Raw genomic sequence first — 24,595 nt, forward strand, 5'->3', positions numbered from 1 at the left:
AGGTACTTCGTACTTCGTAAATCGTACTTTAAAACAACCTGCCTGCAAAAGAAGCAGCCTGTTTCACCCTCGGGTGAGGGATTGAAGCGGATACCCCGGTGAGGCCATCGCAGCCAGGCTTTTGTGCCGGAGTATGAGCGGAAAGCCCGACCCCTTGCGATAGCTTGGGGGCACCCCCTTAAACCTATTCCTAATATTTGTGTACAGGTTTGCAGGTCTTTCCATTTTCCTCTTTCACAATGTTTTTTGTTTTGGCTTTAAACCCGGGCTTTCTGCGCAGGTCTGTATACACCGTATTTAAAAACTTAAAAAATGCAGAATATGAAAAAGATAATGTTGGCAGCAATGTTAATGCTGGGCATATACAGCGTAAGTATGGCGCAGGCCCCGGCACAGGATTCAACCAAACACAAACGTGCCATGCAGCACAAAAGGAACCTTCACAAACAGCTTAACCTTACACAGGAACAGAAGGATAAACTGCATGCTTACAATAAAGACATGAAGACAAAGAGAGACGCTATAAAGAACAACCAGTCATTGTCTGACACCGATAAGAAAACACAATTAAAAGCATTAAGAGAAGACAGCCGTAAGCATTTTGCTTCTGTATTAACCGATGAGCAAAAGCAAAAAATGAAAGAAGCCAGGGAGAAAAGAAAGAATCATTCACCCCGTACATCCACCGCTTTGCCGAATACCGGCAACAGCTAATTAAACGCCGCATCTAATTTGCCGTTTATTAAAGCAAAAATTTATGTCTATGAAAAAGATACTCTTTTTTCTGGCCGTTGCCTTAACCGTTGGCTTTTATGCACAAGCGCAAAACCCACAACATGGGGAGCGTATGCGGGAAATGATGAAGCAGAGGCTGAAAGATTCTTTACAGTTATCTGATGCACAATCAGATTCCGTTGCCGTGATACTGCAGGAGTTTCAGCCACAGCAAAGGGATATAATGCGTGACCAGGGCCTTAGCCGTGAAGACAAAATGGCTAAACTGGGCGAATTGAGAACTGCCCGTAAAGCAAAACTTAAAGCTGTGCTGAGCGATGAACAGATTGAAAAATACGAAGCCATGGAAGAGCGTATGCGTGAGCAAATGAGACAAGGTGGCGGAAGGCGCTTTAACGGAAACTGATTGGTTTAAGTTTAGATTAGGGGGATGTAAGGCCGGCGTGTAAAAGCGCCGGCTTTTTGTTGCAGTAACGGTTAATCTTAACAACCACATTCTTTTATTTATTGAAAACCTTTGTACTTTCAGCGCATGAAAAAACTGTTTTTATTAATGGCAATAAGTGCCGGCTTTTTAATAGCGGCTGCCCAAACAGATACCATACCTCCTTTTAAAAAATCTCCTTATATACCGGCATTTAAAATTTTGCAAACAGACAGTACCTGGTTTGCCAAAGAAAACATACCTAAAAACAAACCTGTAATCATTATTTACTTCAGCCCGGATTGTGGCCACTGCCAGATAACCGCCAAGGAGTTTGCTGAAAAGATGAATGAACTGGATGACGTGTTTATGGTTTGGGTAAGCCGTTATGCCCCGCAGGAAGTAAAGAAGTTTGGCGAAGAATACAAGCTTAACCAGTTTGCCAATGTGCGGCTGGGTACCGATACCAAGTACTTTATCCCTGTATTTTACGATGTTCGCTTTACCCCGTTTATGGCCGTGTACGATAAAAAGGGCAAACTTTTGGAAACCTATCCCCAGGGTACCGGCCCGGATACTGTAGCAAAATTGTTGCACAAAAAATCATAAGTGGCAGAAGGGCCATCCCCTACCTTTGCAGCGCGAAATATTATCTTACCTAATAAATCAATTTGCTTTATGAAAGTTACCGTTGTAGGCGCCGGAGCAGTGGGCGCAACCACCGCAGACAATATAGCCCGTGCCGCTTTAGCTGAAGAGTTAGTTATACTGGATATTAAGGAAGGCATTGCCGAAGGCAAGGCGCAGGATATGATGCAAACCGCGGCCCTGCTGGGTTTTGATACCCGCATTACCGGAAGCACTAACGATTACAAAAAAACCGCCGGCAGCGATGTGGTGGTAATAACATCTGGCCTGCCCCGTAAACCGGGTATGACACGTGAGGAATTGATTGGTGTAAATGCCGGTATTGTAAAAGGCGTTGCTGAAAACATTCTGCAAAACTCGCCCGACGCTATTATTATTGTGGTTTCTAACCCGATGGATACCATGACCTACTTAGCGCTGCAATCTACCGGTTTGCCTAAAAACCGTATTATAGGTATGGGTGGTACCTTAGACAGTGCCCGCTTTAAATACCAGCTTAGCCAGCACCTGGGCGCCAGCCCTGCCGACCTTAACGCGGTGGTTGTTGGCGGCCATGGCGATACAACCATGATACCGCTTATACGCTTTGCTACATGGAACAGCGTGCCTGTTACCAAATTCCTGAGCGAAGACCAGCAAAAACAAATTGTGGCAGATACCATGGTGGGTGGCGCTACACTTACCAAATTAATAGGTACCTCTGCCTGGTATGCGCCTGGTGCGGCAAGCGCGGCACTGGTTAAATCTATACTGCGTGATGAAAAGAAACTGTTTACCTGCAGTGTATCGCTGGATGGTGAGTATGGCCAGAAAGATATATGCCTGGGCGTGCCTGTTATCATCGGCAAAACCGGTTGGGAAAAAATTCTTGACTTTGGCCTGAACGAGGAAGAACAGGCTTTATTCAGCAAAAGCGCAGATGCCGTTAGAAATATGAACGATGTGCTGAAAACATTGTAATTTTTTTTGGGACGACCGCCATTGCTGCTATTTAGCTTTGGTTGAGCAATCTTGCGTGACGAAGCAGTCCCGAAGTTTCGGGAGAACACTTGTACGCCTTGTCCGCTATGCGGCAATGTGCAGAAAAACTTGATAAATACAAAACCTCAGTTCTTAAGGCTGGGGTTTTGTATTTATTAACATATCCGGGGTAATGCAAACAAACCTTAGTATTTCTTGTACAGCCTTTTAAGCATCTTTTATAACCACAATGGCTGCTTTAAGAGCATTTTAAAAAACACTCTCCCAATTGTAAATCATCTTTGCAGGTATATAACAGCACCTCGATGAATAAATCAGTAACCCTAATTGGAGAAGTGAGTTTTGCTCATTATAACTGTATTGTAACTGCGTCTCTGTTTGCAGATGACGCGGCAAAACCGAATAAGATTCTCCTTAAACCCCATACGGACCAGGATGAACTTGGTGAAGAAATTTTGTTCCTGAAGCAGGACAGTAAATGGCTTACTGAATACAGCCTGCCGGTATTGCACAGCGATACCTACAAGAACATAGTAGAAAGGTTGCTGGAATACATTACAAAGTAACCAGCAGGCTGCTATTTAAAAGATACCGTTGCTTGAAGTATAAGCCCTGAACAACCAACGCTAGACCCTTTTACTTAAGTTTAAGTGCTTTCTTTAAAGTATTTACTTCCTTGGTAAAAGAAACAAGTTCCTGCTGCTGTTGTTTAATGAAGCTGTTATCTTCCAGTTTTCCCAGCACTTTGTCCATTTCCGCTTGTGTATCGTACACCATCTTGCGGTAAGGGTTAGAATAATCTTTTGCCCTGGATGAGCGGATGCCTTCTGTTATCCACTCTTTGGTGGCGATGGTTTGCTGCAGTAAATGGCCTAGTTGGGTATCAGTTAGCTTTTTAAGGTTAATGCCAAGTAATTCGGTTAATGAAGCAAGCGCATGCTGCAGTTTTTGCTGTGCATATTTATCGCCCAATGTTTTATACGTATCATGAAGTTCATCCCAGGAGCTTATTTTGCCGCCCCGTATTTTGTTGCGTAACTGGTCAACTTCTTTTGCAGGCATTAACTGCCCACCAACGTTAAGCCATGCCGTTCTTTTGGATATGGCTGGCAGCGAAGCAGTAATATCCGCCATGCTCTTGCAATGCTGCTGCTTTATGTAAGCCAGCAACTGGTTGGTACCATAATACACAATCATTTCGCGGAAAATATCCCAGGACTGCTGCACTTTGATAATAACCGTTTTACGCTTTGTGTTTTCGAAACCATCGGCAATAATTTCAAGCTCATTAATAACCGCATCTTTCTTTTCCAGCAGCTCTTTCCCTTTTTTACTGCATTGGGTTTCTGTAACTTCTTTGCCTTCTCTTTTGTAAAAAGCTTTACCAGCCAGGTGTTCAAAAATGGCCAGGGCGTCGAACATTTCGTTAATGCTGTCCGGCGCCAGAAAATCGTATTCTATCTGTTGCACACGTTCAACACGCTTATCACGATCAACATATTTCCAGGCATTGCGGGCCATGGCATACATGTTATACATAAACCAGTATGCCGGCATTACCACCAGCCTGTCATGCGTAAGATCGTTGCTTACCAGAGAAAAGGGAATGGGTATGTTAAGTTCATAAGAATAATCTCCTTTGGCCAGTATAGTAAAGCTGGCAAATTTTGAGTTATGCTTAATGCTAACACACAAGCCAGGCCAAAAGCCACGGCCAGCTATCACTTCCCCATCCGGGCTGCGGGAGTTATGGTTGCTGCCGATAGTAGCACCAGCAGGTATATTGCTTTGCCCCAGCACTAGTGCAGCGCAAAGAAAAGAGTTGTTGTGGTGCTGCTCATGTGCCGGAAAAATAAGCGAATTCAGCACTTCGCAGCAGGAAATGGTGGCATTGTTACCAAGGTATGAGTTAATTAACCTTGCGCCATATTTTAGCTGGGAATGGGCGGCCATAACAAAACGAACAGCCTTAACACCGTAGAAGATGCGGCACCCAAAACCTACAATGCCATTTACCAATTCGCAGCCTTCACCAATTTGCGAAGTGCCTTCCGGGCCGGAATTGATGGTTAAGTTCTTTAGTTTGTTGGCCCCTTTTATATAGGCATCACTGCCAATCCAAACGTCCTTTATAATATGGGTATTCTTAATTACTGTCCGGTCACCGATTTTGCCGTAATACCCGCGTTGAATATCGAATTCCTGTTCTGTAAATTCCACGAATTTTTTCAGCATCACTTCATCTTCACGGTATTTGCTCCACAGCCAGGCATCCCCCGGCAGCATACTGTTGAAAGGTATAATACTCCTGCCGCCATTTTCGTTGCAAATCTCTAACCATATACGAATGCTTTCCTCTTCCCCATGTTTTACAATACCGTTACCGAATTTGGCATGGTTGGTAGTAGAAAGCTCATTAACTTTTACAATGATTACTTCATTTCCAATAATGTAATGAGACAGGTAATTGACATTATCAATAACTACGTTGTCGCCAAAGTCGCAGCTTACAATGGTTGAGTTATATAGGCCTACCGGCATAATTAAATCACTGTATTCCAGGCAATAGGGCTCCAGTTTGCCAATGCGGATAAGGCCATAAAACTTGCAATTTTTTACCAACTCAGGGTTAAAGGCATCGCTCACCAGGATCTTGTTCCAGTCGTCGCTGGTGTTGCGGTTGCGCACCAGCGATTCAATTTCGTACGCGGTAAGGTTGCGGTACTCAATACCGCTGCGGTTTTGAATATTGCGCAGGTGATATTCATCTTTTCCTTCCGGTAATAATGACGGCGGTATAAAGCCGTAACCCAGTGATGAAAATGTTACTTTTTTTATGTTGTTCTGAGCCATAATGGTGAATGGTCAATGGTGAATTAATGCCGTTTGGTTAATGCCGTAAGCCTGGGCCTGTTAAAGGCGTACTGGTAAAAAGATGGCCGATGCAACCCGGTTTCTGTACTGTATAAGGGGCAATATTGTGATTTTTTTTATGAGCCGGACTGCATTACTACTATTAACCGTCCGTTGCGTCGCACACTTCAGGGTTCAGTTCATTGCTCAACCCAGCGCAAGCCGTTTCATTTATTTATCCCTTGTAAACCGCAATAAATAAGGCAGGCGTATATGCTGTAACCGGGGCTACTCTACCGTAACACTTTTAGCCAGGTTGCGAGGCTTATCAACATCATAACCTTTGGCAATGCCAATATGGTAAGCCAGCAATTGCAATGGTATGGTAGTAAGCAGCGGCGCTATAATTTCATCGGCTGGCGGCAGTACAATGATATCATCGGCCAATGTTGGGGATACGGTGTCGCCTTCGGTTATCACAGCTATTACTTTGCCTTTGCGGGCCTTTATCTCCTGCATGTTGCTAACCACTTTTTCGTGGTAAGAATCTTTGGTAGCCACAAATACTACGGGCAAATGTTCATCAACCAAAGCTATAGGGCCATGCTTCATTTCCGCGGCAGGGTAGCCTTCTGCGTGTATATAGGAAATCTCTTTCAGCTTTAAAGCACCCTCCAGCGCAATGGGAAAATTGTAGCCGCGGCCCAGGAAAAGACAATCCGTAGCGTCTTTGTATTTTTCAGCCAGCTTTTGAATATGTTCATCCAGCTTTAGTATATCCGCTACTTTATCCGGCACCTCGGCCAGCTCTTTGCAAAGGCTGGTATAGCGTTCTGCAGTAATGGTTTGTTTTACCTGCGCAAGTTTTAGCGCTACCATCATTAAAACCGCCAACTGGCCTGTAAATGCCTTGGTACTTGCCACGCCAATTTCAGGGCCGGCATGGGTGTAGGCACCGGCATGGGATAAACGGGCTATGGAAGAGCCTACCACATTAACAATACCCAGTATTATGGCGCCTTTTTCTTTGGCATTTTCAATGGCCACTAAAGTATCCGCTGTTTCGCCGCTTTGCGAAATGGCGATAATAACATCTCCTTTGTTAACTATGGGGTTGCGGTAACGGAACTCCGAAGCATATTCCACTTCCACCGGTATGCGGCAAAGTTCTTCAATAATGTATTCCGCTACAAGCCCTGCATGCCAGCTTGTACCGCAAGCGATAATAATAATGCGGCCTGCCTGTATAATCTGTTCGGCATATTTTTCAATACCGCTCATGGTAATAGTGCCTTTATCCGCATCCAGCCTTCCACGCAGGCAATCGAAAATGGTTTGCGGTTGCTCAAAAATTTCCTTCAGCATAAAATGGTCATAGCCGCCTTTTTCTATGGCCGCCAGTTCCATATCCAGCTTGGTAATAAAAGGTGTTTGCTTATCGTTGCCCAGGTTTTTCAGTATCAGTTCATCCGGCTTTACAATGGCTATTTCATAATCGTTTACATACACCACTTCTTTCGTGTACTCAATAATAGGCGATGCATCTGATGCCAGGAAGTGTTCGCCTTTGCCAATGCCTATTACCAGGGGGCTTCCCTTGCGTGCCGCGATGATGGTTTCGGGATCGTCTTTGTGTATCAGCAGAATGCAGTAAGCGCCCACAATACGGCGTAGCGCAATACGCACCGCTTCCTCAAGGGAGCACTCGTTGTTCTTCTTGATGTCGTCAATAAAATTAAGGAGTACCTCGGTATCAGTGTCGCTTTTAAAAGTATAACCCTTGGAAACAAGTTCTGTTTTAATCTTGGCGTAGTTTTCAATAATGCCATTGTGTATCATGGCAATGTCTCCGCTTTGGGATAAGTGGGGGTGAGCATTACGATCGCTGGGTTCGCCATGTGTAGCCCAGCGGGTATGGCCGATGCCTATATGGCTGTGCAGGTCTTTGCCAACCACAGCATCTTCCATTTCAGCAACTTTTCCTTTTTTCTTGTAAACTTTAAGGCCGCCATTAAGCAAGGCAACGCCGGAGCTGTCGTAGCCACGGTATTCCAGCCTTTTAAGGCCTTTTAATACTACAGGATAGGCTTCCCTGTGGCCGGTGTATCCAACTATTCCGCACATAGGTATTGAATTAATTTTTGTTATTTAAAAACTGAAAGATAGTTTAGATTACTCAAAAATGCCAGTTACCGCATGCTACAGTTCAACGATGTTTTTAATAATCTTTCTTTGGAAGATGAGCGTGTTTTGTTACAACCGCTAAGCAAAGATAACTACCCGCACCTACTGCCTTTTGCGCTGCAAGAACCATACCTGTGGAAATATTCACTTATTAGCGGCGAAGGAGAAGATGGCCTGCGCAACTATGTACAGGTGGCGCTTGATGCCATGGAGCAGCAAAAAGAATACCCCTTTATTGTGTTTGATAAACAATTGCGGCAGTATGCCGGCAGCACACGTTATTACGATATCAACCTGCCTTTTCAAACCGTGCAGATTGGCTATACCTGGTACGGCAGGCAGTTTCATGGTACCGGGCTTAACAAGCACTGCAAATACCTGTTACTGACCAATGCTTTTGAAAACATGCAACTGGAGCGTGTGGAGTTCAGGGCCGATGCCAATAATGAACGGAGCATTGCCGCCATGAAAAGTATTGGCTGCAAAGTGGATGGTATTTTACGCAGCAACATGCCCAAAAGAGAGGGTGGCCGCAGGGATAGTATTGTGCTGAGTATTTTAAAAGATGAATGGTTTGGAGGTGTAAAGGAAAGATTGTTACAGCGGTTGTAAAACAGTTGGGGGTGCCTGTAATTTGAAATAGGATTTTTTCAGGGGGTGCCCCCAAGCTATCGCAAGGGGTCGGGCAGAACTGCGTTCGCAACCTTCGTCAAAGCAACATTTAGTTGCTTTTTCTCGGTTGTGCTATTACTCCGGCACAAGTCAGCACTGCGATTGCTTCACCGGGGTAACCGCTTCAATCCCTCACCCAATGGTGTAACTGGCTGCATTATTTGTTGGCAGATCGTATGCAAAGTTGTTAACTCATTTCCGTAGCCGGATGCCCTGCCGGGTTAGTATTGGTTAAGTTGAATGGCTGCCGGATTGAAACGAAAACCCCGCTGAAGGCATTGTGCAATGGCCCTGTAGCGGAGTTGCAGTGAAAAGCCGGTACCGCAGCTTAACAAAGCTTCAGTAGCTCAAAGCCCCTGATTGCTTTTTTAAAATGGTTAATAAACCTGCGGTAGCAGGCTATAAAAATAATAGGGGCCGGATAGACATCCAGCCCCGTTTTTTAATCCAATATCCTATGAAAAACCTGACCATTATTGGCAAGGTGGATGCCAGAAAAATTCTATTCTGAGTATCAATTAGTTAAGCTAAATTTTTTCATCGGCTGTTTCATTTTAGGAAAACTCACTCTATTAATGGGATGCAATTTCCTTTAGCTGCCGGGCCTGGCATTTTAAGGCTATTTATATAATCAAACATTAACTGCCATCAAAAACCGATTACCGTAAATTGCGCATCTTTACAACCTTATGTTCCTTATATGACTTACATAGATTTTACTTCGATTGTTAGAGAGGCGTGGAATGCATACGACAGTACCCGTGAAATAGTGAGAATTGTAGATATCAGTGCCAAGGTATCCACCAACTATGTCTTCAGGGTTACTTTCAGCGACAGAAGCTTCATTATTGCCAAGCTGTCTTACTTTGGAAAGTTTGAACATTTTGTGGAAGACCACAGCATCATCAACTCCTTATCCAATAACCTGCCCGCGCCGTTTGAAAACTTTATGGCCCGTTCTTTAATGAAGGGCAGCTCTTTATTTGTTTACCGCTTTGAAAATGAAATACTGGATGCCTGGGTGGTTTTCTACCGGCCTATAGGCATTAAGAAAAAAATGCCCCGGCGGCTGGATGATGAGCAGATTGTAAAATTCGCTGAGCAGGTAGCCAGCTTTCACAAAGCCTGTTACCAGATACGCAATACGTTGCCGCCATCATCAAAAACGTTGAAGGTGGATGTGGACCACCTGCTGCGCATACTGGATACCGATTACGGCAAATATGAATACCGGCTGCATATAGATACCATCAAAAAACATTCAGACCTGTTCCTGGAAAATTCTCAAAAATTAAAAGCTGAAGAGCTTTATAAAATACCGGTTTTTGTGGATTGGAACATTGGTAACTTCTCTGTGTCGTCTTCTTTTAAACTCTACTCCCGCTGGGATTATGACTGGTTTAGGGTGGGGCCCAGGGTACTTGATTTTTATTTTTTAAGCCGTGTGGTTTCAGATATTGGCGACAGAACGGTATTCAGTTACTATATTGGCCCGTTGATGGAAGAACGGTTCCTGCTTTTTTTAAAAGCATACCATGCCGTGTTTCCATTGCAGGAAGATGAAATACGTTTATTGAAAGAAACTTACCGTTTTTTTATACTCAATTATGTTATAAAAGACGGGCGACATTTTTTTCATGAAATATTTGCCACTCAATTACAGAAAGAAGCATTTGAAATATACCTGCCTTCTATTGAAAAAGGGTTTGACCCCGATGTGCTATTAAAGGCTTTAAATTTTTAACCTGTTTAAACCGCATGATGGAAATCTTATCGTTTTTTGCTGTTGCTGAAAAATACAAAGCTGTTTTCCTGGATTCGTATGGTGTTATAAAAAATCACAAGGGCCTTATAGAAGGCGCTCAAAACACCATTGACTTTTTAAGAAGCAGGGATATTGCCATACGCATTTTAACCAACGATGCAAGCCGCAGCCAGCAGCAACAGGCCGAGAGCTTTTTAAAACTTGGGCTTAAAGGAATAGATACGCATGAAATAGTTACGTCCGGTATGATGGCCAAACAGTTTTTGCAGCAAAAAATTCTTGGCGGCCGTATTGCTTACCTGGGCACAGAAAACTCCGCAGAATATATACTGCAATCCGGCCTGGAGCATGTAGCTATACGCGATGTGCAGTTTGATGCCATTGACGACATAAGCGCTTTTGTTTTCCTGGATGATGAGGGCTTTGACTGGAATACCGACATAAACAAAACTGTTAACCTGCTGCGGCGCCGCAACATACCGGTTATTGTAGCCAACTCTGATAAATTATACCCTGTAAGCCGCAACGACGTATCTGTTGCCACGGGCGGCATAGCCAAACTGGTGGAGAATATGCTTACCAAAAAATTCATTCATTTTGGCAAGCCAGATACACAGATGTTCATGTACGCGTATGATGAGCTTAACCTTTCCGGCAGCTTTAGCAAGCAGGAAATACTAATGGTGGGCGATAACCTCAATACAGACATATTAGGGGGCAATAAATTTGGGCTTAAAACAACGCTGGTACTATCTGGTAATACCAGCGCTGCCGATGCCGAACTGCAGATAAACGCTTCCGGCATTATACCGGATTATATCTGCGCTTCTATTGTATCGTAAAACGAAGGCGCCGGAAGCTGTGTTTAGCTGTTCCGGCGTCCGTTGTTCAAATGGAACCAATCAATGGGGGATATGTAGTGGGGGTATATACGTTAATTACTTGACACGGCGCTTAATTCAACTTTTTCGGTTGCAGTATCTTTTTTAAGGCTGCTTTTTTCATAATTATCCATTACCAGCGCCGCGGCGCCAATCATTTCCGCGTGGTAACCCAGGGATGATATTTCAATCTCCGTATTAGCGGCCAATTTAGGAATGCAATGTTCATTCAACGCCTGCTGTATGGGCGCCTGCCATATTTTTCCGGCCGATGAGCCGCGGCCGCTAAGTATAATAATCTGCGGGTTAAGCAGGTGTATTAAAATGGCCACACCGCGGCCAATGTTATAACCGGCTTCAGAGAGTAGTTCTATTGCAAACTTATCGCCCTTTCCGGCTGCCGCCACAATTGCATCGCAAGCTTGTTCCACATGGTCGGCGGGTAAGTCATCCACCAGCGAAACCTTGCCGGCCTTAAGGCCCTCAATGGCTTTTTGAACCACCACCTGCAAAGAAGCTTCGGTTTCAAGACAGCCGCTTTTGCCGCAACTGCACAGTTTATTGTTATTAAAAAGAGGAATGTGGCTAAGTTCTCCGGCAAAGCCGTTTTGACCCCTGAAAAGTTCTCCGTTTAGCACAAGCCCCAGGCCCACCCCCCAGCTTGCGTTAATAACCATGGCATTTTTCTTCTTACGGGCGGCGCCAAACTTAAGTTCGGCCAGGGCAATAAGGCTGCTGTCGTTATCAATAAAAACAGGCAGTTTAATTTTTTCGCTTATGTATTCATTAATGCTTTTACCGCCGGCGTCTAAAAAAGTGTGGTTAATGCCCTTGGTGGCATCTACAAAACCGGGCATGCCAATACCAATGCCTGCAATTTTACTTCTGTCAATGCCGGATGTTGTAATAAGTTCCGCTATTTTTTCGGCTACAACAGGCAGGGCCTTAGGGTTATTAGCCAGTGGAAGTTCCATTTTTTCAATGCCCGTAAGATATCGGTTCTGCATGTCCATAATAGCAATGCGGGTAATCAGTTGGTCCATTGCTACTGCTACCACGTACACCACATCCGGCTTAATGGAATACATGATTGGTCTGCGGCCACCTGTGGAAGCCGCGTACCCGGTTTCTGTTACAAAACCATTGTCAATCAGCTCGTTCAGCATTTTAGTGGTAAGGGGCAGGCTTTTTCCAATTTTATCGCTCAAATCAGCACATGAAAGCATTTTTGAGAAATACAATTGCTTCATAATTTTTCTCCGGTACAATAAACTCTTTTCTCCCATGTGCAACGGTTGGTTTTCTAAACTGCGGTTAAGATACTAAAACTTATTAAATTTTTTATAAAAGTTTTAATGTATTTTTAAAAGTTATCTTCTTTATTTCAATTTTTCCATTTATTCGTGCAAATAACTTCAATAACCGGATAGCTTAAGATTATTAAATTAATTTTTCGGTTAAACGGTGTATTTAAGAAGTAGTTACCCGGAACGGAAATAAAACAGGTTACAGGTAATTGAGAATCTTTTGCAAGGTTAGGGCGCCTCCCCAAGCTGCGCAAGGGGCCGGGCTTTCCGTTACTACTCCGCCACAGGGCCATTGCACAAAGCCTTCAGCGGGGTATCCACTGCAATCCCTGGCGCGGTAGTTACACAGCAAAATTATTTATTAGCCACCTGTTGTGTAAACGGCAAAAGCCTTTACAAACCCATTGGGGAAAACTTTGTGTTATCCCTCATAACAGCTTGTATCATACATTGCATACCGTACATTTCACATATTCCCTATATTCACACCAGTTAACCATCACCTTTTGCTGTATGAACAGACGCTCATTTATCAAAAACACCACGCTGGCATCCGCAGGTATCACCATCCTCAATTTTCCTGTATTTGGTAAAAATGCCCCATCCAATAAGGTTGTGGTAGCTGTTATGGGTGTTAACAGCCGTGGCGCCTACCTGGCCAAATGTTTTTCTGAGTTGGCCAATGTAGAAGTGGCCTATATATGCGATGTTGAAGAAAAAGCCATCGCCAACGGTTTGGAAGCCTTAAAAAATGCCCCACGCAAACCAACATTGGTAAAAGATATAAGGGAACTGGTAAACAAAAAAGATTTTGACGCCCTTGTTATTGCGGCGCCGGACCACTGGCATGCACCCGCGGCCATACTGGGCATCACCCATGGCAAACATGTATATGTGGAAAAGCCATGCGGACAAAACCCATACGAAGGCGAACTGCTGGCAGAAGCCATGGTAAAACATAAAAAGCTGGTGCAAATGGGTAATCAGCGCCGCTCATTCCCCACACTTATACAGGCAGTAAAAGAAGTGCGGGAAGGTATTATTGGTAACCCATATTTTGCCAAGGGCTGGTATGCCAATAACCGTAAAAGCATTGGCACAGGCAACAAAATAACGGTACCGCCAACATTGGATTTTGAGCTTTGGCAGGGCCCTGCGCCGCGACGGGATTATAAAGACAACCTGGTGCACTACAACTGGCATTGGTTCTGGCACTGGGGCACCGGCGAAGCATGCAACAACGGTACACATGAAATAGACTGCTGCCGTTGGTTTTTAGATGCGGAATTTCCCACAAAAGTTACTTCTGGCGGTGGCCGTTATGCTTTTAAAGACGATTGGGAAACACCAGATACACAGGTAGCTACGTTTGAATTTGGCCCCGGTAAATCAATAGCCTGGGAAAGCCGTAGCTGCAACGTGTTCCCGGTAGAAGGCGCCGGCAGGGGCTTTATAATTTATGGCGACAAAGGCACACTTGTAAATGATGGCGGCGGGGATTATAAAGTGTACGACTATGCCAATAAGCTGGTAAAAGAAATAAAGAGCGATGTAAAAGCCGATCCCAATAACCCTGTAAGCGCCAGCGGAAATCTTGACCTTTACCATTTCAACAATTTTGTAAACAGCATACGCGGCCAGGAGCAGTTAACTGCCCCCGTAACAGAAGCCCATAAAAGCGTGCTGCTTTGCCACCTGGCAAACATAGCCCAACGCACCGGGCAAACACTGCATTGCAATGCTGCCAATGGCCATATACTTAACAGTAAAGAGGCGGCTGCTTTATGGAAACGTGAATATGAAAGTGGCTGGGCGCCAAAAGTGTAAACACCTTGCAAAGAAGCTGCCTGCAATATATGCGGCAGGAACCACTATCGGGTGAGGGATTGAAGCGGTTACCCCGCTGAAGACCCCCTCCAACTCCCCCTAAAGGTGGAGGGACAGCGCTGCCTTGTGGCGGAGTAATAGCACAACCGAGAAAAAGCAACTAAATGTTGCTTTGACGAAGGTTGCGAACGCAGTTCTGCCCGACCCCTTGCGATAGCTTGGGGGCACCCTCTGAGATTCTCACATTACGGAAAACCATACCTGTTAACTTTTCGGACGGATATATCATTTCTTTTTAATCTTACTGTTTAGCAAGCCCCTTAACTCATGCCGGTATTCATCGCTCATATTATCCTTAGGCACCAAAAAGAATGATTTTGTAGAAAAATACAGGTGAAAAAAGTTAGGGCTTTCAAAAAAGTTGGTAAACTGTTTCCAGTTCCAGTCAACATAGCTGTGAGACCCTTCCAGCCTTACATCGCTATCGTTAAAATAAATAATAAAACTTTCTTTAAAAGTAAGGTGCCGGTTATACACCGCATTGGGTAAAACATACCAGAATGCTGCCATAATAAGCAGCCACAGGCAGGAGCCCAGCAAAAAAGGTTCCGGCCTTATTTTTTTGATGCCGTACAATATTGCCGAACCTATGGCAAATACATTAATGATAATAATTAATGCACGTATTTCGGGCCGCGTTATAAAATGATAGCGCAGGCCTTGTATTACCTGTTTTTTATTGTATGAAAAGCTATGCTGCATGTTTAAAAGTATGCAAGGTTAAGTGAATTTTTTTGTCTGCAAACGGTGTTTCACAGAAAAATAAAAGGCATCAAAAAGAAGGCACTTTATTGTTTGGTGAAGGTGATATTTCCCGCAACAGAAATACCGTTAAAATCCTGTTCGCCTTTTACAACAAGGTTTGTACCGTTAAAACTTTCAATAGCAAGGTCTTCTCCATCAAGGTTAAAAGTGTTTCCGCTAAGGCTCCAGGTACCGGATGATGTGGTAACAGGGCTGCATTGTACACCGGCATCAGTCAGCGTGTAGGTATCATCGGGTTTTAACTGGTAAACATCATCCCGCTGGCAGGCAGGCAGGCTATCTATCACCTCCAGCGGTGGGGTGAAAAGTGTGAGTTTTACAGATGTGATTTTATACGAGCCTACCAGGTTTTCTTTTGTAATTGCGTTGGATGGCTTGTCGGAATCTTTGTTGCATGCTGCGCATGCTGCAGTAATCGTAAGGAGGATGTATAGCTTTTTCATCAGGCAATTTTGTGCTTTAAAGTACACAAAAAATTAAAAAGCATACCGGTAAAATTGCCTTGCACCGCTAACTTTATGTATCACAACCGCTTTTGCAAATGCAAACAACCTTTACAGGAAAACCTGTTAACCGTGTGGATGGCCCGGTTAAAGTTACCGGCCGGGCGCAGTACGCGGCTGAGTTCAGCACCGGCCAAACATTGCATGGGGTAATTATATCCAGCACTGTAGCCAGGGGCAGGATTACCGGTATTGATGAATCAGCGGCTATGCAGGTAAAAGGCGTAGTAACAATTTTTTCGCATAAAAATATTCCCACGCTTGCATGGCTCAACTTTAGCTACTGGGATCTTGCGGCCCCGCCGGGCAAACATTTCCGCTACTTTCAAACAGATGAAATTTATTTCAGCCAGCAGCCTGTGGCTATTGTAATTGCCGAAACTTTTGAGATAGCCAGGCATGCCGCGGCATTAGTACATATTACTTACGAAACGTTGCCTGCGGAAACGGATGTATATGCCAGCCTGCATAAAGCAAGAAAGCCAAAAGGCAGCAGGATTGGTATTAAAAAACCCAAAAGCCGCGGCAATTTCAGTAAAGCATTTGCTGCCTCGGCGGTTACAGTAAAGGCTGAATACCGGCACGGTGCGGAGCACCATAACCCCATGGAAACAATGGCCAGTACGGTTATTTACCAGGATGGTGGCAAGCTGGTTATTTACGATAAAACACAGGGCGTTTTCAACAGCCAGCAGTACATACGTGGCATATTCAACTTAAAATTTAAAAATATAAAGGTGGTATCGCCTTATGTGGGTGGCGCATTTGGCGTAGCGCTAAGGCCGCAATACCAGCTTTTTGCCGCTGTGCTGGCAGCGTTGCAGTTAAAGCGTTCCGTTAAAATAAGCCTTACCCGCCAGCAAATGTTTTCTTTGGGCCATCGCCCGGCAATTGTACAGCAACTGGCATTAGGCGCTTCGGCTGATGGGTTACTGCAGGCTATTAGCCATACAGCCATACAGGAAACTTCAAGATTTGAAGATTATGTGCAAGCCGTTGTTAACTGGAGTGGCATGCTGTACAATTGCGCCCATGTACAGATGGACTATAAACTGGTTCCGCTGGATATTAATTCCCCGGCCGATATGCGGGCACCGGGTGCGGCTTCCGGCGTATTTGCGCTGGAGTGTGCCATGGATGAGCTGGCATACCAGTTAAGCATAGACCCACTGCAACTGCGCCTTATAAACTATGCAGAAAAAGATGGGGTTAGTGGCAAAGCCTACAGCAGCAAGGCGTTAAAGGCATGTTACCTGCAAGGCGCAGACAAGTTTGGCTGGCAACAGCGCAACCCGCTGCCACGCTCTGTTAAAAAAGGCAATAAGCTGGTGGGCATGGGCATGGCAACCGGTATATGGGATGCGTTGAGCATTCCCGTTCGTGCAAAAGCGGTGCTTAATGCGCAGGGCAAACTTACAGTTACCAGTGCCACAGCCGACATAGGAACAGGAACTTACACCATTATGTCGCAAATAGCGGCCGAAACCCTGGGGCTGCCATTAGATGATGTTACTTTTCAATTAGGTGATACTGATTTTCCGCTGGCATTTGTGCAGGGTGGTTCTTATACCGCGGCTTCCGTTGGCGCCGCTGTACAGAAGGTATGCCTGGAAATTAAGCAGGATGTATTTAAGCTGGCAAAGCGTATTAAAAATTCCCCGTTTAAGCAATGCAGCTTAAACGATGTTGTTTTCAGCGATGGATACATACAACTTGCCGGTAACAGGTCAACATCGCTTTCCCTGGCATCTGTTATGCAGCAAAGCAAAACAGACCGGTTAAAAAATACCGCCACCGCTTTGCCGAATGCATTGCAGCAAATGCGTTATGCGCTTAATACGCATTCGGCCGTTTTTGTTGAGGTGGAAGTGGATGAAGATTTTGGTACCATTAAAGTAACCAGGGTGGTTAGCGCGGTGGCAGCAGGCCGCATACTAAACCCAAAAACCGCACGCAGCCAGGTTATGGGTGGTGTTGTATGGGGCATTTCAATGGCCTTGCAGGAGGAGTCTGTTACCGACCATCATTATGGCCGTTACATCAACCACAGTTTTGCAGAGTACCACATACCGGTTAATGCAGACATCAGCAATATCGAGATAATTTTTGTAGAAGAGCAGGATGATATTGTAAACCCGCTTGGTGTAAAAGGCGTTGGAGAAATAGGTGTTGTTGGTGTTGCCGCCGCGGTGGTTAATGCCATTTACCATGCTACGGGCAAGCGCATCAGGCAACTTCCGGTAACATTAGATAAGTTGTTGTAAGACATCCACAGCATACATACCACATCTAACATAAACAAATACTTTGTACTTTACCCTTCGTACTTGTTTTAGGGGGTGCCCCCAAGCTATCGCAAGGGGTCGGGCTTTCCGCTATTACTCCGCCACAGGCCCGGGCCGCGAAGGCTTCAGCGGGGTAGCCGCTTCAATCCCTCACCCGACGGCGTAACGGGTTGCCAAATTTGCATGCAGTTAGCGGTGGTAACTTTACAATTCACTAATGCCGGCCTGCTTCAAAGCTTGCAGGTTTTACTTAAATTTGTACAGCCCCCAAGTAAATCAGAGACTCTAATGAAACCGGCAGCCCTTCTGCAATTATTCTGTATTACCTGTATTTCTTTGTGCTTACATGCGCAAAAAGCAAATACTGTGTTCAGTATATTGCCAGATTCTTTGCACCCCCGGGGTGATGCTGTTACGCCGGCTGAAATTTGTAAAATAATATTCAATACCCAATACACCAACAAGTACAATCAAGCGCTTTTAGATTCTCTTACCTACCTGGCTAAAAAATACGCGGTAGCCAGCAATGAGACGGCTGAAAAAGTAAATCTGTACCGCGCTATTGTAAAATACTATTACCAAACCATTGTTGATTCTGATTCCATACTGTTATACACAGATAAGCTGATAGCGCAGCTTGAAAAAGATACAGCACTTAAAAGGTTGCATTATGCAGAAGCGCTTGTGGCAAAAGGAACAGCGTATTCCTATAAGGAAAAATTCGAGGATGCTATCACAACCTATCAGCAAGGGCTGGATTATATTGAGAAATACCCCGGGCAGGTGATTAACAAAAGCCGGCTGCTGGGTGTAATGGGCGAAATGTACATGAACCTTAATAACTACGCCCTTTGTATTGAATACACAAAAAAATCGCAAGCGCTCAAAGCCCACCTGGTAGATTCCCTGTGGTTGCGCAACGTGTATAGCTTTAATTGCAATGCCACAGCCAGTTATATAAATGAGTTTTATGTTACCGGTAACAAGGCGTTGCTTGACAGTGCGGCGAACACGCTGGAAGAAGGCTACAGGGCACAGCGCCCACGGGATACTATTGTGTTTTACAGTACATATAACCTGTTAAGCTCTAAAATTGCTTATGCCAGGCAGGACTATGCCGCTGCTAAAAAACATATTGACCTTTCCAACAGCCCCAAGGCGTTAAGCAACGATATATACGCCGGTTATATAAAGGATGAGCGTACCGCCATGACTGCCCTGGTATTGTTTAAGACCGGCAACGAAAACAAAGCCCTGCAATTGATAAAGCAGGAGCTGAACGAATTGAAGCCTTTGGCCAACAATACTTTTTTTGAATTGTACTTAAACGAAATGTACAGTTATTATAAAAAGAAAAAGGATTACGCCAATGCCACCCTGTACCTTGAAAAACTGATAGCTTATACTAATGAAAGAAAAATTCTTGATAACCGTGGCGTGGTGTACGAAGCAGAGAAAAAGTATAATTCAGAAAAGATAAACAGCCAGCTATTACAAACCCAGCTTGCGGTAACCAGGCAAAAGCAGAAGCTGGGCACTACTGTGTATGCCGCTGTTTGCATATTTGTATTGCTCTTTTCAATAAGCATGGTTTTTTATTACAGGAACAAAAAGAACAGGCTGCTGGCTGCGGAGAACGCCAAACATGCTGAAATAGTAAAGGAAAAGAATGAAGAACTTCAGCAACAAATTGAACAGTTGGAAGATTACCAGGGTAAGCTTGAGCAGGATTACCAGCTTAAAAACAGGCTTATATCAATTATAGGCCACGATATTATAACACCGCTTAAATTTTTAAACCGTGTGGCCGGTACTTTGTTTAAAAGGCAGCAACAAATGAGCCGGGCCGAAGTTGATGAAACCCTGCAATTGATTATGGATTCTTCCGGTAACCTGCACAGCATGGCCAGTAATATGCTTAAATGGATAAAGCATCATGATAAAAACATGCAGTTTATAGCGGCGGCATTCGAGCTTAAGGACCTTGTAAAATCTGTATTGGCCAATGCGGCGCCCATGGCCGAAACAAAAAAACTTCCATTGGTAAATAAAGTGCCGGAGAATACAGTACTTGTTCAATACCAGGAACTGCTGCAAACCCTGCTGGTGCAACTTGTTACCAATTCCATCAAGTATTCTGAGCGGGGGTTAATACAGGTAAGGGCCGAGGTAACGGAAAAAGTGGTGGCCCTTACCGTTACGGATGAAGGCATAGGGATACCGGAAAGCATGATACAGGATTTACTGCAATCCAACAGGAATGTGGTATCGGAAACACACGAGCTTAAAGGGCAGGGATTTGGGTTTCTCATCATCAAGGACATGTTGAAGATAATGCAGGGCAATATCTCTATTTCCAGCAGGTTGAACGAAGGCACAAGCATTACCATTAGCATCCCCATCAATATAACACAGGCAGCCTGAAGATGCAATGTGCCACAACCGACTGGCATTATACTTGTTTTAAAGCACTAAAATTTACCTATGTACAATACCATTACAACACCAGATGTTGCTGTTTGCCATTTGTTCCTTTATTGCTGCTTTAAAGATGGGCAGGTAAAAGATGAAGAGCTGGATAACGTTTCTGCCAAGTTTACTTTGCTGGGCATGCAGAAAACACTGAATTTTAAGGATGAGATGGTTAGCTTTCGAGGCTACAGGGAAAGCATAACGGATGAGCAGGCCTATCTTTCTCACCTGTTATCCTGCATCAATCCTACAAACGAGGCGGCTCTTCTATCTTACTGTGCAGAGTTAATGCTGAGCGATGACCTGCTGGATGCAAGGGAAGAAGCACTGCTTGCAAACCTGGCGGGTTTATTGTCTGTTACCGGCGAGCAGCTTGGTTTTATCAGCAAGCTGATGATACAGCGCAAAGTAGTGGAAACACAGCAGTTTTTTTAGCCAACGTGTTGATGAATGAACAAAGCCCTGAAGAGTGCGACGCAACGGAGGCCTCATACGTGTTCCTGCCGCCGGGCCCATAAAAATATTCTTTGCAGTCTCATTTTTCTTAACACAAAATCAACTTAGCGCTCTTTTCCTTGTTATACTAAAAAGTTAAGTTTGACGTATGAAGAGAATTGGCAGGTTCTTGCTGCGTTTGATTGTTATTTGCATGGTGCTTTTTATTGTTGCTCTAATGGTGCTTGACAGGTTTGTGCAGTTTAGGATGAGCGATAAAGAATACCTGGAATATTTTGCGGAAAAGGGGTTGCAACCTCACATAGGGTATTATAATACCCACCAACGCAACATTAGGTATGCCTCTATTGGTAAAGACACTTCGGCCACTTTGTTTTTTATTCATGGTGCGCCCAGTTCTTTTAGCTATTACAAAGAATATATGAGCGACAGCCTGCTGCTTGCCAGGGCGGCCATGTTTGCTGTTGACAGGCCGGGATACGGCTATTCTGATCTTGGCCACCCGGAACCTTCCATAGAAAAACAGGTGCAAATGATTGTACCTGTGCTGGACAGCCTCAACAAAGTCCGCCATCCTGTAATTATTGTCGGCGCTTCGTATGGTACATCTGTTGCTTGCAGGCTTGTAATGGATCATCCAGAGCTGGCAGATGGCCTTGTATTAATTGCTCCTGCACTTGCCCCGGGCGAAGAAAAAACTTTTTGGTTTACGCACATGATTGAGTCGCCCGCCTTAAACTGGTTCATACCACGTATGCTTCAGTCTGCCAATACTGAAAAAGTGCACCATAAAGAAGAACTGGCAAAAATGCTGCCTTACTGGAACAAAATAAACATACCGGTTATATACCTGCAGGGAGAAAAAGATGAGCTTGTTTATACCAGTAATGCGCAGTTTGCAAAAACGCACTTAACCAACGCACCGTACCTGGATATACAGATGTTGAAGGGCAGAGGCCATGTGATTGCTTACCTGGAAAAAGACCGCATAAAACAATCCATTCTTAAAATGCTGGACCTGTCAAGGCTTAATATTGCCGGGAAGCTTAAGAAAAATATAAACGTTGCCCCGCCATTGCAGGGTGGTGTAATGCAGGTAAGCAATGCGGCTGTGCATTAAGCATGCCGCAAAGTGTTGAGTGCGGTTGTATAAGTTTTGGCCCGCCGCTCTGCCATAAAATCGGCGCCAAGGCTAACAAGGCATTGAATAAACAAGCCTATACCTACTCCAAACCATATTTGTTTTTCAGCATTGTTGCGGTAAGTTATCATTAGCCATGCCGCTATTGCCAGCAGCAGCAATTCGCCTGCCAGTACTATGGTAAAATTCCTGTTTACTTTTTGCATTCTTGGCAATTCTGTATTGGTTAACTTATCCGGGTTCATGTCAAGGGCATATACATTTGTTTTCCGCTGTTCATCACTGCGGCTGTAAACGGTAAAGCCAATGGTAACCTGTATAACACCGAGTATGACAAAAGGTAAGGCAATGCCTTTCCATGTATTGGTTTTAATAATAAAAAACCCTGCTAAAGCAACGGCTATACCAATAATGCCAATGCATATAAACAGCAGCCCGGCCTGCTTTTCAGCAAGAAATTATTTTTCTATATCTGCCTTCGTAATCATACTGTAACGGTTAATTGTATTGATACAAGATAAGTATTAAACAAAAGCCGCGGGATATCAATATATGGGCAGCAGCAACTTTGGTGAAGTTATTCTGCCCGGCGGGTATTGCCTGCACAAATCTTATGCTTGCGGCAGCAGCAACAGGCTATGTTGTGTGGCGGTATGCAGGTTACGCCACACCCTGTTTATTTCTGTGGAAACGGTGGCGGCGGTAATACCGCCGTAAGGGTACAGCTCATCTGTAACTGTTCTGGCCACGGCTGCCATGGCACGGCTGGTTTTGCTAACGCTGTCCAGCAGGGTGGCTGGTAAAGCCTCTTCATTGGCAACAGCGGTCCAGGATGCTTCAATAGCTGTATAAAACTGCTGCCTTGCTTGCTGCAATTGCTGAGTGGCTTCTTTATGCAGGGTATTAATATCCTGCAGCAAATACTCATGCTTGCCGCTGTATTTTTCTTTGAAAACAGGCAGGCATGCATCAAGAAAACGCATAGCCATGCCGGAACTGTTTACTGCCAGCGTAGCTTCGGCAAACTGCAAAAACGGGTACCGGTATATAGGCTGTCCTGCTTGGGCATGTTCCGGGCTTATGGTAAAACTCCTGTCGTTTGGTATTTGCAACTGCTTCACTTCAAAACTATGGCTGGCCGTAGCAATAAGGCCGTTGCAATTCCAGTCTGGGTGTATTACCACTTCTTTTTTCCAAAACCAGAAAGAGCGCACCAGCGGCTGGCTATGCTCATCCCTTAGCAACAGCCCATCCTGTTCAACCAGGCAATTGGCTGTAAAAACGGTGGCGTGTGGGGCGCCCGTGGCGTAGTGCCAGTAACCGGTTACCTCATAACCACCATTATTCATTTTTGCAATGCCAGATGGTTTGCCGCTGCCTGCAAGGCAAACCTGTTTGTCCGCAAAAATTTCAGTGGCCGCAGAGGGTTGTAAAAAACCTGCAAACCAGTTGGCGCCGCTGCAAAGTGTAGCCGTCCAGCCGGTACTGCCATCGGCATAGGCAAGCCCTTCTTCAATATGTAAACCTTCAGGCAGGCTAAGCTCCAATCCACCATAGGCTGCCGACACGTACAGGTTAAACCAGTTTTTGCAATATATGGCCTCCAGTTGTTTAGGGTGCAGTTGGCCAAGTTTTTCGGCCTTGGCGGAAAATTGCTGTATAACAAGTGCTTGTTCTGCTTCAATAAAGCTGTATGGGTGTGCTGCTGTTGTCATGGCATCTGTAATTTGTTTTATGGTTGCCGGCTAGGCCTATTAGCTGGCTGAGTAATGTGGTGTTGCATCCCGCCGTATTATTTTTGCCCATTTTATGTAGCCCTGCACCGCTACTATAAAAAGAAAAATGGTTAATGCTGCATATAGGGGTAACTGTTTGTGAAAAAGCAGTGGCACGGCAAAAGCATTGGAAATATTCAGCAGTATCCAGTTTTCTATTTTACGGCGGGATAGCAGCCACATGCCTGCCCATGCGGTAGAACTTACCCAGGCATCCCAGAATGGAACGGTGGAAGGGGTGAACCTTAGCAAAAAAGAAAGCAACGCAAAGCCGCCCAGCGCTATCAACAGGGTTATTTTCCATTCCCCGCGTGTACTGTAAGAGGCTTTTACCGGCGGCTGGTTTTTCTTTTTAATCCAGTACCACCAGCCGTAAATGCTCATAACAATATAATACCCGTTTAAAAGGCATTCGGCAAAAAGGCCGGCTTCGTATAATATCCAGATGGATAGGGTGGTGGCGGCTATGCCCGTGGGGTACAGCCATATTTTATTGGCTTTTGCCAGCAATACCTCGCTTACACCCAATGCCAGCGCCAGCCATTGTATAAAAGGTGTTTCTTTCAATTGTTGCCCCAGCAAAGCCAGCCATTGTTCTGCATTCATAACCAATAGATAATAAATAAACAATTACTCAACAGAATGGCGCCATGTGGCAACAGATGGTAATATTGTTCCCTACGCCGGCATTACCCGGATCAGGTGCTTGAAAGAAAACATGTTGGGCATATTTTCTTTCAATGGGTATAATCTCAGCCTGTTTTTACGCATTGCCGGCTTATATGTATTAGCCGGTTTTGCAAGGCACCCCTGTGAGTATGTGGGGCAAATGTAGGTAAAAATAAAAACAGGTAAATTTTA

Annotated in this window: 21 protein-coding genes; 13 read left to right on the forward strand and 8 right to left on the reverse strand. The window is 44.7% G+C overall.

Translation table 11 applies throughout. From position 1 onward, the window contains the following. Window positions 1-321: 321 nt before the first annotated feature. From F0364_RS00105 to F0364_RS00125, 5 genes are all read left to right on the forward strand, one after another. Entirely contained in the window at window positions 322-714 is a 393-nt protein-coding gene (locus F0364_RS00105; protein WP_153795725.1) for a hypothetical protein, read from the forward strand. 49 nt (window positions 715-763) lie between these two features. After that, window positions 764-1,141, forward strand: a complete 378-nt coding sequence (locus F0364_RS00110) for a hypothetical protein (RefSeq protein ID WP_153795726.1) — start codon at window positions 764-766, stop codon at window positions 1,139-1,141. Between the two features lie 126 nt (window positions 1,142-1,267). Next, window positions 1,268-1,768, forward strand: coding sequence for a thioredoxin fold domain-containing protein (locus F0364_RS00115; RefSeq protein WP_153795727.1), 501 nt, complete (start codon window positions 1,268-1,270; stop codon window positions 1,766-1,768). A 69-nt stretch (window positions 1,769-1,837) separates the two neighbouring features. Continuing rightward, the gene (mdh, locus tag F0364_RS00120; protein WP_153795728.1) at window positions 1,838-2,767 is read left to right on the forward strand and encodes a malate dehydrogenase; all 930 of its coding nucleotides are present in this window, start codon (window positions 1,838-1,840) and stop codon (window positions 2,765-2,767) included. Between the two features lie 326 nt (window positions 2,768-3,093). Further along, window positions 3,094-3,354 carry a hypothetical protein gene (locus F0364_RS00125; RefSeq protein WP_153795729.1) on the forward strand — a complete coding sequence of 87 codons (261 nt, stop codon included), beginning with the start codon at window positions 3,094-3,096 and terminating at the stop codon, window positions 3,352-3,354. Window positions 3,355-3,424: 70 nt separating this feature from the next. Here the strand turns inward: F0364_RS00125 and F0364_RS00130 are convergent, their stop codons facing one another. Continuing rightward, a complete protein-coding gene (locus tag F0364_RS00130; RefSeq protein ID WP_153795730.1) occupies window positions 3,425-5,641 on the reverse strand; it encodes a DUF4954 family protein in 2,217 nt (738 codons plus the stop codon). A gap of 288 nt (window positions 5,642-5,929) precedes the next feature. Further along, window positions 5,930-7,765 (reverse strand): glutamine--fructose-6-phosphate transaminase (isomerizing), encoded by a 1,836-nt coding sequence (glmS, locus tag F0364_RS00135; RefSeq protein WP_153795731.1) that lies wholly within the window; start codon window positions 7,763-7,765, stop codon window positions 5,930-5,932. 72 nt (window positions 7,766-7,837) lie between these two features. Here glmS and F0364_RS00140 point away from each other — a divergent pair, with 72 nt between their 5' ends. The 3 genes from F0364_RS00140 (at window position 7,838) to F0364_RS00150 (ending at window position 11,104) form a co-directional block, all read left to right on the forward strand. After that, window positions 7,838-8,437: a GNAT family N-acetyltransferase gene (locus tag F0364_RS00140; protein ID WP_153795732.1), complete on the forward strand. Its 600-nt coding sequence runs from the start codon at window positions 7,838-7,840 to the stop codon at window positions 8,435-8,437. Window positions 8,438-9,197: 760 nt separating this feature from the next. Then, on the forward strand, window positions 9,198-10,241 hold the full coding sequence (locus F0364_RS00145; RefSeq protein ID WP_153795733.1) for a hypothetical protein: 1,044 nt from the start codon (window positions 9,198-9,200) through the stop codon (window positions 10,239-10,241). A 14-nt stretch (window positions 10,242-10,255) separates the two neighbouring features. Then, a complete protein-coding gene (locus tag F0364_RS00150; protein ID WP_235920969.1) occupies window positions 10,256-11,104 on the forward strand; it encodes an HAD-IIA family hydrolase in 849 nt (282 codons plus the stop codon). A gap of 92 nt (window positions 11,105-11,196) precedes the next feature. Here F0364_RS00150 and F0364_RS00155 read toward each other — a convergent pair whose 3' ends face one another. Then, on the reverse strand, window positions 11,197-12,429 hold the full coding sequence (locus F0364_RS00155) for an ROK family protein (RefSeq protein WP_153795734.1): 1,233 nt from the start codon (window positions 12,427-12,429) through the stop codon (window positions 11,197-11,199). A gap of 534 nt (window positions 12,430-12,963) precedes the next feature. Between F0364_RS00155 and F0364_RS00160 the strand changes: the two genes are divergently transcribed. Beyond that, on the forward strand, window positions 12,964-14,277 hold the full coding sequence (locus F0364_RS00160) for a Gfo/Idh/MocA family protein (protein ID WP_153795735.1): 1,314 nt from the start codon (window positions 12,964-12,966) through the stop codon (window positions 14,275-14,277). A gap of 285 nt (window positions 14,278-14,562) precedes the next feature. Here the strand turns inward: F0364_RS00160 and F0364_RS00165 are convergent, their stop codons facing one another. Together F0364_RS00165 and F0364_RS00170 are read right to left on the reverse strand one after the other, a co-directional pair. Beyond that, a complete protein-coding gene (locus F0364_RS00165) occupies window positions 14,563-15,039 on the reverse strand; it encodes a YcxB family protein (protein ID WP_153795736.1) in 477 nt (158 codons plus the stop codon). Window positions 15,040-15,125: 86 nt separating this feature from the next. After that, window positions 15,126-15,545, reverse strand: a complete 420-nt coding sequence (locus F0364_RS00170; protein ID WP_153795737.1) for a lipocalin-like domain-containing protein — start codon at window positions 15,543-15,545, stop codon at window positions 15,126-15,128. 98 nt (window positions 15,546-15,643) lie between these two features. On the opposite strand from F0364_RS00170, the gene F0364_RS00175 reads away from it, so the two are divergent. The 4 genes from F0364_RS00175 (at window position 15,644) to F0364_RS00190 (ending at window position 21,938) form a co-directional block, all read left to right on the forward strand. Further along, window positions 15,644-17,869: a xanthine dehydrogenase family protein molybdopterin-binding subunit gene (locus F0364_RS00175; RefSeq protein ID WP_153795738.1), complete on the forward strand. Its 2,226-nt coding sequence runs from the start codon at window positions 15,644-15,646 to the stop codon at window positions 17,867-17,869. Between the two features lie 387 nt (window positions 17,870-18,256). After that, window positions 18,257-20,314, forward strand: a complete 2,058-nt coding sequence (locus F0364_RS00180; RefSeq protein ID WP_207632441.1) for a sensor histidine kinase — start codon at window positions 18,257-18,259, stop codon at window positions 20,312-20,314. 60 nt (window positions 20,315-20,374) lie between these two features. Next, window positions 20,375-20,797 (forward strand): TerB family tellurite resistance protein, encoded by a 423-nt coding sequence (locus F0364_RS00185; RefSeq protein WP_153795740.1) that lies wholly within the window; start codon window positions 20,375-20,377, stop codon window positions 20,795-20,797. Window positions 20,798-20,966: 169 nt separating this feature from the next. Then, the gene (locus F0364_RS00190) at window positions 20,967-21,938 is read left to right on the forward strand and encodes an alpha/beta fold hydrolase (protein WP_153795741.1); all 972 of its coding nucleotides are present in this window, start codon (window positions 20,967-20,969) and stop codon (window positions 21,936-21,938) included. Here the strand turns inward: F0364_RS00190 and F0364_RS00195 are convergent. From F0364_RS00195 to pnuC, 3 genes are all read right to left on the reverse strand, one after another. Continuing rightward, window positions 21,935-22,204, reverse strand: a complete 270-nt coding sequence (locus F0364_RS00195; protein ID WP_153795742.1) for a hypothetical protein — start codon at window positions 22,202-22,204, stop codon at window positions 21,935-21,937. The genes F0364_RS00190 and F0364_RS00195 overlap by 4 nt on opposite strands. A gap of 366 nt (window positions 22,205-22,570) precedes the next feature. After that, the gene (locus F0364_RS00200; protein WP_153795743.1) at window positions 22,571-23,674 is read right to left on the reverse strand and encodes an acyl-CoA dehydrogenase family protein; all 1,104 of its coding nucleotides are present in this window, start codon (window positions 23,672-23,674) and stop codon (window positions 22,571-22,573) included. Window positions 23,675-23,713: 39 nt separating this feature from the next. Beyond that, a complete protein-coding gene (pnuC, locus tag F0364_RS00205) occupies window positions 23,714-24,340 on the reverse strand; it encodes a nicotinamide riboside transporter PnuC (RefSeq protein WP_153795744.1) in 627 nt (208 codons plus the stop codon). Window positions 24,341-24,595 lie beyond the last annotated feature (255 nt).

The organism is Foetidibacter luteolus (assembly GCF_009650435.1).
GTDB lineage: Bacteria > Bacteroidota > Bacteroidia > Chitinophagales > Chitinophagaceae > Foetidibacter > Foetidibacter luteolus.

Coding starts and splice junctions, on each gene's coding strand:
- F0364_RS00175 (WP_153795738.1), top strand. CDS start 15,644: ATGCAAACAACCTTTACAGGAAAACCTGTTAACCGTGTGGATGGCCCG.
- F0364_RS00155 (WP_153795734.1), bottom strand. CDS start 12,429: ATGGGAGAAAAGAGTTTATTGTACCGGAGAAAAATTATGAAGCAATTG.
- F0364_RS00105 (WP_153795725.1), top strand. CDS start 322: ATGAAAAAGATAATGTTGGCAGCAATGTTAATGCTGGGCATATACAGC.
- F0364_RS00115 (WP_153795727.1), top strand. CDS start 1,268: ATGAAAAAACTGTTTTTATTAATGGCAATAAGTGCCGGCTTTTTAATA.
- F0364_RS00185 (WP_153795740.1), top strand. CDS start 20,375: ATGTACAATACCATTACAACACCAGATGTTGCTGTTTGCCATTTGTTC.
- F0364_RS00170 (WP_153795737.1), bottom strand. CDS start 15,545: ATGAAAAAGCTATACATCCTCCTTACGATTACTGCAGCATGCGCAGCA.
- F0364_RS00165 (WP_153795736.1), bottom strand. CDS start 15,039: ATGCAGCATAGCTTTTCATACAATAAAAAACAGGTAATACAAGGCCTG.
- glmS (WP_153795731.1), bottom strand. CDS start 7,765: ATGTGCGGAATAGTTGGATACACCGGCCACAGGGAAGCCTATCCTGTA.
- F0364_RS00150 (WP_235920969.1), top strand. CDS start 10,256: ATGATGGAAATCTTATCGTTTTTTGCTGTTGCTGAAAAATACAAAGCT.
- F0364_RS00125 (WP_153795729.1), top strand. CDS start 3,094: ATGAATAAATCAGTAACCCTAATTGGAGAAGTGAGTTTTGCTCATTAT.
- F0364_RS00160 (WP_153795735.1), top strand. CDS start 12,964: ATGAACAGACGCTCATTTATCAAAAACACCACGCTGGCATCCGCAGGT.
- pnuC (WP_153795744.1), bottom strand. CDS start 24,340: ATGAATGCAGAACAATGGCTGGCTTTGCTGGGGCAACAATTGAAAGAA.
- F0364_RS00130 (WP_153795730.1), bottom strand. CDS start 5,641: ATGGCTCAGAACAACATAAAAAAAGTAACATTTTCATCACTGGGTTAC.
- F0364_RS00110 (WP_153795726.1), top strand. CDS start 764: ATGAAAAAGATACTCTTTTTTCTGGCCGTTGCCTTAACCGTTGGCTTT.
- F0364_RS00200 (WP_153795743.1), bottom strand. CDS start 23,674: ATGACAACAGCAGCACACCCATACAGCTTTATTGAAGCAGAACAAGCA.
- F0364_RS00140 (WP_153795732.1), top strand. CDS start 7,838: ATGCTACAGTTCAACGATGTTTTTAATAATCTTTCTTTGGAAGATGAG.
- F0364_RS00145 (WP_153795733.1), top strand. CDS start 9,198: ATGACTTACATAGATTTTACTTCGATTGTTAGAGAGGCGTGGAATGCA.
- F0364_RS00195 (WP_153795742.1), bottom strand. CDS start 22,204: ATGAACCCGGATAAGTTAACCAATACAGAATTGCCAAGAATGCAAAAA.
- F0364_RS00190 (WP_153795741.1), top strand. CDS start 20,967: ATGAAGAGAATTGGCAGGTTCTTGCTGCGTTTGATTGTTATTTGCATG.
- mdh (WP_153795728.1), top strand. CDS start 1,838: ATGAAAGTTACCGTTGTAGGCGCCGGAGCAGTGGGCGCAACCACCGCA.